The organism is Rathayibacter rubneri (assembly GCF_023743255.1).
Lineage (GTDB): Bacteria > Actinomycetota > Actinomycetes > Actinomycetales > Microbacteriaceae > Rathayibacter > Rathayibacter rubneri.
On record NZ_JAMRYM010000127.1, the window covers coordinates 1 to 7,942 of the forward strand.

The following is a 7,942-nucleotide window of genomic DNA, read 5'->3' on the forward strand; positions in this document are numbered from 1 at the left end:
GTCCCACCCCCACAGGAGCCCCATGCCGTCGAGCGCAGCACCCGCGCGCGCCACCCTCTTCGTCGTGCCCGAGCCGGGCGTCGCGGTGGAGGGGCGTCTCGCGGAGGAGCTCGCCGCCGAGCTCGACGTCGTCGCTCTCGACGTCGTCGCTCCCGACCTCGTCGCTCCCGACGCGCCCGCGACCGTCGCTGCGGCCATCGGCGCGATCCGCGAGCACGGCTCGCCCCGATGGATGATCGCGGGCGGGGGCCGAGCGGCGCGGACCGCCTCCGTCGTCGCCTCCCGCACGCTCTCGGGACGATCGGGGCTCTTCGGACTCGCCGGACTCGTGCTGCTCCCCGGCGCCCGCGAGGACGCCGCGACCGCCGAGGACGACGTCCCGGCCGCCCTGCCGACGCTCATCCTCGAGGCGGGCACGCCGTCGCCCGCGGCGGCCATCCGAGCGTTCTGGCTCGAGCGGGCGGGCACCGGTCCCGCCGTGCCGGCCGACGTCTCCCGCGCCATCGCCTCCGCCCGCACCAGCACCCGTGTGCGGGCCCTGCTCGCCCAGCGCCTGCTCGCCGACGAGCCGGGGTACGCGCCCCGCTCCCTCTCGGTCGACCGGCTCGCGACGCTGCGCGCGGTGTCCGACCGGGTGGTGCCGCAGGACGACCGGCCGGGCCGCATCGACCTCGCCGCCCGCGTCGACGCCCAGCTTGCCGACGGTCTCGGCGACGGCTGGCGCAACGCCGCGCTGCCCGCGGACCCGCTCGCCTACGCGCACGGGCTCGACGCGCTCGCCCCCCTCGCGTCGCTGTCCGCGGCGGAGCAGGACGCTCTGCTGACCGCGGTCGCCGACGGCTCCGGCCCGGCCGGCGCCCTCTCTCCGGAGCAGCTCGCCGCCTGGTTCGAGGACTGCCGCGTCGACCTCGTGCGCCAGTGGCTCGCCCACCCGGCGAGCATGGCGCGCGTCGGCTACGACGGCTACGCCTCCGGTGGCGACACCCTCCCCCTCACCGGCTTCCGCTCCCTCGGGGCGGATCAGCGCGACGACTGGGAGCCGACGGCGAGGAGCCCGCGATGAACACGACCGGCATGCGCCGCTTCGACCTCGACGAGACGGTCGACGTCGTCGTCGTCGGCACCGGCGCCGGAGGGGCGCCGCTGCTCGCGACCCTCGCCGCCCGGGGCCTGCGCGTCGTCGCCCTCGAGGCCGGCCCGAACCTCGACGCGGCGAGCCACACCTCGGACGAGACGGTGGCGACCGAGATCAACTGGATGCAGGAGCGCCTGAGCGGCGGCGACGCCCCCACCGCCTTCGGCCCGAACAACAGCGGCCGCGGCGTGGGCGGATCGACGCTGCACTGGGGCGCGTTCACTCCGCGCCCCGACCCGCGCGACCTGCTGCTGCGGACCGAGTCGGGCCTCGGCCGCGACTGGCCGATCGCGCACGCCGAGCTCACCCCGTACCTCGAGCGGGTGGAGGCGACGATCGGCGTCTCGGGGCCCGCCGACTACCCGTGGGACCCGTCGCGGCGCTACCTGCAGGGGCCCGTCGACCGCAACGCGTCCGCCGACATGATGCTGCGCGGCTGCGCGGCGCTCGGGATGCGGGCGGTCGACGCCCCGGCGGCGGTCCTCAGCGAGAGCCGGCACCAGCGGGACCACGGCGAGCGCCCCGCGTGCGTGGGCTGCGGCCAGTGCCACCAGGGCTGCCGCACCGGCGCCAAGGCGAGCATGGACACGACCTACCTGCCCGCGGCCGTGCGCGCCGGCGCCGAGATCCGGGCGGACTCGTTCGTGCACGGCATCGAGCTCGACGCCGCCGGTCGCGTGAGCGCGGTGCTCTACACGGCGGGCGGGGTCGAGCGCCGGCAGCGCTGCTCCTCCCTCGTCCTGGCCGCCGGCGGCGTCGAGACGCCGCGCCTGCTGCTGCACACCGGAGTCGCGAACAGCAGCGGCCAGGTCGGCCGGAACTTCCTCGCGCACGGGGCGGTGCAGGTCTGGGGCACCTTCGAGAGCGAGATGCGCAGCTACCGCGGCTACCCCTCCTCCGTCATCTCGGAGGACACCGTGCGGCCGGCCGACGCCGACTTCGCGGGCGGGTACCTCGTGCAGAGCCTGGGCGTCATGCCGCTCACCCTCGCCACGACGCTCGTGCGCGGCGGCGGGCTGTGGGGGCGCGACCTGATGGACGCGCTCGACGACTACCGGTTCCTGGCGGGCGTCGGGATCAACGCCGAGTGCCTGCCGTCGGACGGCAACCGCCTCGAGCTGACCGGCGAGCTCGACGAGCACGGCGTGCCCAAGGCGCTGATCTCGTTCTCGCCGGGCTCGAACGAGCAGGCGATCGACCGGCACGCGATCCGCACGCTCACCGCCATCCTCGAGGCGGCCGGAGCGACGAGCACGCGCGTGCTCGCCCGCACCGCGCACACCCTCGGCACGTGCCGGATGGGCACGGACCCGACCGACGCCGTCGTGGACGACGCGGGACGCAGCTTCGACGTGCCGAACCTCTGGATCTGCGACAACTCGGTGTTCCCGAGCGCGCTGATCGCGAATCCGGCGCTGGCCACGATGGCGCTGTCGCTGCGCACGGCGGAGCGGATGCTCGCGGCCTGAGCGGCGTCAGTCTCGGGCCTGTGTCCACCGGAAGACGTCGACCACGCGCGCCGCGCCGAGCTCGTGCAGGGGCTCCGCCGATGCGGCGCGGAGGGCTTCGGCGTCGTCCGGGAGCCTCACCTCGGCGCCGCGCGGTAGGGGCAGGATCTCGACGACGACCTCCGAGCCGGGGCCGACCCCCAGGTCGTCGAGGTCGAGGACCCAGCCGTCGGCGTTCCAGAAGCGGTCGGCGCGCAGGACGCCGTCGACGAGCACCCGGGCGACGTCGCCCGCCCAGTCGATCTCGAGCTCCCGGCGGACGGCCCGCGCGGACAGGTCCGGCAGGACGAGGCGGTGAGCCGAGGCGTGGGCGGCGAAATCGGAGTCGCGGGGCGCCGCGGCCCGGCCGTTTCGACCGCCGTACGACGCGGGCGGCGAACCCGCCGGGCGCAGCTCCTCGAGGACGACGGGTCGCACCGACGGCGCGTCCGCCGGGGCGTCGACGGAGCCGGTCACCGCCACGAACGTCCCGTCGCGGTACTCGCGGGGTGCCGGGCGCACGGCGGCGCCGTCCGAGACCAGCCGGCCCTCGGCGTCCGTCCACAGCGGTTCGGCGCCGAGCAGGAGCCGCACCCCGGAGTCGCCCTCGAGCGCCCAGGCCTCGGCGCCGATCGCGGCGGGCAGGACGAGGACGTCGAGTGCGCCGTCGGCGGTCACGAGCACCGGCTCGTCGCCGACGAGGCGGAGGAGCGGACCGTCGACCGCGGCGGCGTCGACCGCGGCGCCGTCGACGATCAGGGCCGTCCCGTCCGCGAAGCGCAGCTCGGGGGCGATGCCCTCCTCCGCGACGAGCACCAGCGTCGGCCGCTCGCCCTCGAGTACCGTGAGCAGCGACGCGGTCGCCCACTCCAGCTCGACTCCGCCGAGCACGAGCCCGACGGGCCAGTGCGCGATCGTGCCGACCGGGATCCGCAGGGGCTCGGCCGGGAAGAGCACGGTCCGCTCCTCCAGCACGACCTCGAACCGCACGCCCGGGTGCTCCTCGAGGGGCTCGTGCGGCTGGTGCCACGTGATGAGCACCACTCCGCTCGTGCCGTCGCTCCGCAGGGCCCAGCGCAGCGTGGTGGAGTCGCGCACCCCCTCCGGTCGCACGTCGGGCAGGCTCGACGGCATCTCGGCGAGCGTCCTGCCGAAGGCCGCGAGCATCGCGTGCTGGCGGCGCAGCAGCCCGAAGCTGCCGGAGGTGCGGCCCGTCGCTCCGATCGGCGCGCGGAAGTCGTAGTCGAAGACGGCCATGTCGTTCGGGTAGCCCGTCGCCTGCGACTCCTGCAGGTCCGGCCCCGGATTCCTGCCGCCGGCGAACATGTAGTAGCCCTGCCACGCCGAGCCGTTGCCGATCTTGTCGTGCGCCACCGCGGCGACGTCGAGCGCCTCGACCCGCGGGCGGCGCTGGTACGCGAGCGCCATGCCGCCGCCGAGCTCGCAGGTCGCGGCCGGGTAGAGCTCGGACGGAGTGCGCGGCGCCTCGAGCGCGACGCCCTGGCGCAGATCGGCGCCGATGCCCGGGTCGTCCCAGACGTGCGAGAAGAAGAAGTGCTCGCGGAACGTGTCGTCCCACGGCTGGTCGTGATCGAGCCAGAAGCCGTCGGGGTAGCCGCCGAACACGGGCATGACCTCGTCGGTCGGCAGGTCGGCGCCGCCCCAGCCGGTCCCGGTCCAGATCGGAGCCGAGAGGCCGGCCGCGCGGGCCATCCGCTTCAGAGTGCGCAGGTGCTCGGGCTGGTCGTAGAGCTCGTTCTCGAGCTGGATCGCGACGACCGGGCTGTCGGGACCGCAGCGGGAGGCGAGCTGCTCGCCGATCGCGGCATACCAGGGCTCGACCAGCGCGAGGTACTCCGGGTCGTCGGTGCGGTGCGCGACCGGCGCCTCCTGCACCCAGTCGGGGAAACCGCCGTTGCGGACCTCGCCGTGCGCCCACGGCCCGATGCGCAGCACGACGTCGAGGCCGATCGCGGCGCAGAGGTCGACGAAGGCGGCCACGTCGCGGTCGCCGTCGAAGCGGCGCTCGCCGCGGACGCCCTCGTGGTGGATCCAGATGACGTAGAAGGCGACGACGCTCACGCCGCCCGCGCGCATCAGGCGCAGCCGCTCCTCCCAGCGCTCCCGCGGCACGCGGGTGAGGTGGAACTCGCCGGAGACCGGGATGACGGGCCGGCCGTCGCGGAGAACGGACCGATCGGTGAGGCGGTAGCGGGAGTGCGGGTCCTCGACGGTGCTCATCGGCGGCTCGTGCCGCTCGCGCTCCCACGGGACGTGCCGGACGGTGGCGGTGCCGACAGGAGCGCCCGAGACGGGTGCGGCGGCGGTGCCGGCGTCGGCGTCGATGTCGGTTCCAGCGCGGTCGGTCATGCCTGATGCTCCTTCGGATCGGCCCGCTGCTCGTGGCGAGTGGCGGATGTCCGGCCAGGCTAGCTGTCATCGCTCCCAGTGTCGAAAAGCAGGCTTCACGCGCCGAGGGGCCGCAACCACCGCAGCGGCACTGTGATCGTTTCCAGTGCCGGCACGCGGTGCCTACACTGGGGCGATGACCCCCGTCGGCGATCCCCCGCGGCGCCCCACCATCGACGACGTCGCTGCCGCGGCCGGCGTCTCCCGCGGCACCGTCTCGCGCGCCCTGAACGGCGGCAGATGGGTCAGCCCCGACGCTCAGCGCGCCGTCGAGGCGGCCGTGCGGCGCACGGGCTACCGCGCGAACGCCCACGCCAGGGGCCTGCGCCGCCGCCGCGCCGGAGCGATCGCCTTCGTGCTCGGCGAGGACGTCGAGCGCCTCTTCGCCGACCCCAACGTCGCCGTCCTGCTCACCCACGTCTCGAAGGCGCTGGCGGAGCAGGGCCACGCGATGGTCCTCCTCCTCGCCGCCGACGACGCCTCGAAGCGGCACGCCCTCGACTTCCTCGCCACCGGGCAGATCGACGGAGTGATGCTCGTGTCGTGGAGCCGCGACCTCACCCTCCTCGACGAGCTGCGCGCGGCCGGCATGCCCGTCGTCTGCTGCGGCACTCCCGAGCGGCGCGGCGGTGGCGCCGGCTGGGTCGCGGCCGACGATCGCGAGGGCGCCCGCCGCATGACGGAGCACCTGCTGAGCCTCGGCCGCCGCAGCCCCGCCATGATCGCCGGGCCGGACGACCGCCTCGGCGCCTCCCTCCGGGTCGACGGCTACCGCGACGCGCTCGGCGACGCAGCGGCGGGACCGGTGGAGTACGGCGACTGGTCCGAGCGCAGCGGTGCCGAGGCGATGACCCGACTGCTCGAGTCCTCCCCCGGCGTCGACGCCGTCTTCGCCGCGAACGACCGCATGGCCGCCGGCGCCATCGCCGTGCTGCTCGCGTCCGGGCGCCGCGTGCCCGAGGACGTGGCGGTCGGCGGCTTCGACGACAGCCCCGCGGCGAGCGCCGCAACTCCCGCGATCACCACGATGCGACAGCCGTTCGAGCGCATCGCGCGCGAGATGACCCGGCTGCTGCTCGCCGAGATCGACGGCGAGCAGCCGGCCCACGTGCAGCTGGCGACGGAGTTCGTCCGCCGGGAGTCGGCGTAGCCGGTCGGTCGCGGGCGTAGGGTGCGATCGCCACCCACGACGACGTGGCGAGGAGGAACGACCATGAGCGACGAGCGCAGCAGGACGATCACCTGGCACGATCCGATGGCCACCGCGGCGGCGGCGAGGCGGATGAGCGGACTCGAGCACCTCCGTGCGATGAAGGACGGCACGATCCCGCCCCCGCCGATCACCGCGCTGATGAACACCGACCTGGCCGAGGTCGACGAGGGCCGCGTCGTCTTCCGCTGCCGGCCGGACGAATCGCACTACAACCCGATCGGGCTGGTGCACGGCGGCTTCGTCTGCACGGTCCTCGACTCCGCCGCGGGCTGCGCCGTGCAGTCGACGCTGCCCGCCGGGGTCGGCTACACCTCGCTCGACCTGACGGTGAGCTACCTCCGCGGCGTGCACCGCGACAGCGGTGAGCTGCTCGCGATCGGCACGGTCGTGAAGCCGGGCCGGCGCGTCGCGTTCGCCGAGGCGCGGGTCACCGACTCCCAGGGGCGCCTGGTCGCGACGGCCACCTCGACCCTTCTCGTCTTCCCCTTCACCGAGGCGGCGGGCTGACGCCTCCGCCGGCTCGGAGCCGCTCCTGCGTCAGTCGAAGTCGGTGCTCCGGCCCAGCTGCTCCCACTCGTCGGCGTCCGCCCGCAGCGCGTCCAGTGCGGCGCGGAACGCGTCCTGCGCGTCGTTGCCGAGGAGGAGGAGCGACGGGGTCGACTCCGATCCGACGACGCGGATCAGTGCGGCCGCCGCCCGCTCCGGGTCGCCGGCCTGGGTGCCGTGCACGGTGTCGTGCTCCTTGCGGCGCTTGCCCGCCGTCTCGGCGTAATCGGCGATCGGCTCGGCCGACTGCGTGAGCGAGCGCCCCGCGAAGTCGGTGCGGAAGCCTCCGGGCTCGACCGAGAAGGCGCGGATCCCCAGCGGCGCGACCTCCTTGCGGAGCGAGAGCGTCAGCGCCTCGATCGCCGCCTTGACGGCGGCGTAGTAGCCCGAGCCCTCCGGCGAGATCCGCGCGCCGATCGACGACAGGTTCACGATCGTGCCGGAGCGGCGCGAGCGCATCCCGGGCAGCACCGCCTTGATCGTGCGCACGGAGCCGGAGAGCTGGGTGTCGAAGAGGCGTTGCACGTCGCCCTCGTCACCCTCCTCGACGGCCGCGCGGTAGCCGTAGCCGGCGTTGTTGACGAGCACGTCGACCTGCCCGAACCGCTCCTCGGCGGCACGGACCGCGGCGGTGACCTGCGACTCGTCGGTGACGTCGAGGGCGACGGCGAGCGCGGTGGCGGGGTAGCGCTCGGCGATGTCCCGGACGGAGTCGATGTCGCGCGCGGTGACGACGACGCTGTCGCCGTGCGCCAGAACGGCCTGCGCGAGCGCGCGTCCGAGCCCGGTGGAGCAGCCGGTGATGAGCCAGGTGGTCATGCGGTCCTTCTTCCTCGCAGTGCCCGCGGAGCGCGAGCCGCAGCCAGTCGACCGCGTGGCCGCTCGCGACGACAGGGGTGGACGGCGGATCCGGTGCACCGGATCGTTACCGGATCCGGTGCAGACTTCCCCGCGACAGGCCCGAGGATGATGCCAGGGGGACGGTCCGCGCCCTCCGTCGTCCGCTCCGAGGGGTCCTCCGCCATGCACCTCCGCTCCCGCGCGCTCCTGGGCGCTGTTGCACTCGCCGCTCTGACCGGCCTGACCGGCTGCACCCCCTCCGCCGATCCGGTGGCCGAACCGACCGGATCGGCGGAGGGGGTGCAGCCGGTC

The 7,942-nt window shown here is 75.0% G+C and carries 7 protein-coding genes; 5 read left to right on the forward strand and 2 right to left on the reverse strand.

The genetic code is table 11. The features are described 5' to 3' along the window. The first annotated feature begins 22 nt into the window (after positions 1 to 22). Positions 23 to 1,063 (forward strand): gluconate 2-dehydrogenase subunit 3 family protein, encoded by a 1,041-nt coding sequence (locus NB037_RS17670; RefSeq protein WP_251948118.1) that lies wholly within the window; start codon positions 23 to 25, stop codon positions 1,061 to 1,063. Then, on the forward strand, positions 1,060 to 2,604 hold the full coding sequence (locus tag NB037_RS17675; RefSeq protein WP_251948119.1) for a GMC family oxidoreductase: 1,545 nt from the start codon (positions 1,060 to 1,062) through the stop codon (positions 2,602 to 2,604). Before NB037_RS17670 ends, NB037_RS17675 begins: the two co-directional genes overlap by 4 nt. Before the next feature lie 6 nt (positions 2,605 to 2,610). Here NB037_RS17675 and NB037_RS17680 read toward each other — a convergent pair whose 3' ends face one another. Next, positions 2,611 to 4,992 carry a beta-galactosidase gene (locus NB037_RS17680; protein ID WP_251948121.1) on the reverse strand — a complete coding sequence of 794 codons (2,382 nt, stop codon included), beginning with the start codon at positions 4,990 to 4,992 and terminating at the stop codon, positions 2,611 to 2,613. Between the two features lie 175 nt (positions 4,993 to 5,167). Between NB037_RS17680 and NB037_RS17685 the strand changes: the two genes are divergently transcribed. Further along, positions 5,168 to 6,181, forward strand: a complete 1,014-nt coding sequence (locus NB037_RS17685; protein ID WP_251948123.1) for a LacI family DNA-binding transcriptional regulator — start codon at positions 5,168 to 5,170, stop codon at positions 6,179 to 6,181. Between the two features lie 21 nt (positions 6,182 to 6,202). Continuing rightward, positions 6,203 to 6,751 carry a PaaI family thioesterase gene (locus tag NB037_RS17690; RefSeq protein WP_504972416.1) on the forward strand — a complete coding sequence of 183 codons (549 nt, stop codon included), beginning with the start codon at positions 6,203 to 6,205 and terminating at the stop codon, positions 6,749 to 6,751. 30 nt (positions 6,752 to 6,781) lie between these two features. On the opposite strand, the gene NB037_RS17695 is transcribed toward NB037_RS17690, so the two are convergent. Continuing rightward, entirely contained in the window at positions 6,782 to 7,609 is an 828-nt protein-coding gene (locus NB037_RS17695; RefSeq protein WP_251948127.1) for an oxidoreductase, read from the reverse strand. 150 nt (positions 7,610 to 7,759) lie between these two features. Between NB037_RS17695 and NB037_RS17700 the strand changes: the two genes are divergently transcribed. Next, a partial coding sequence (locus NB037_RS17700; protein WP_251948129.1) for a hypothetical protein occupies positions 7,760 to 7,942 on the forward strand: 183 nt, incomplete at its 3' end.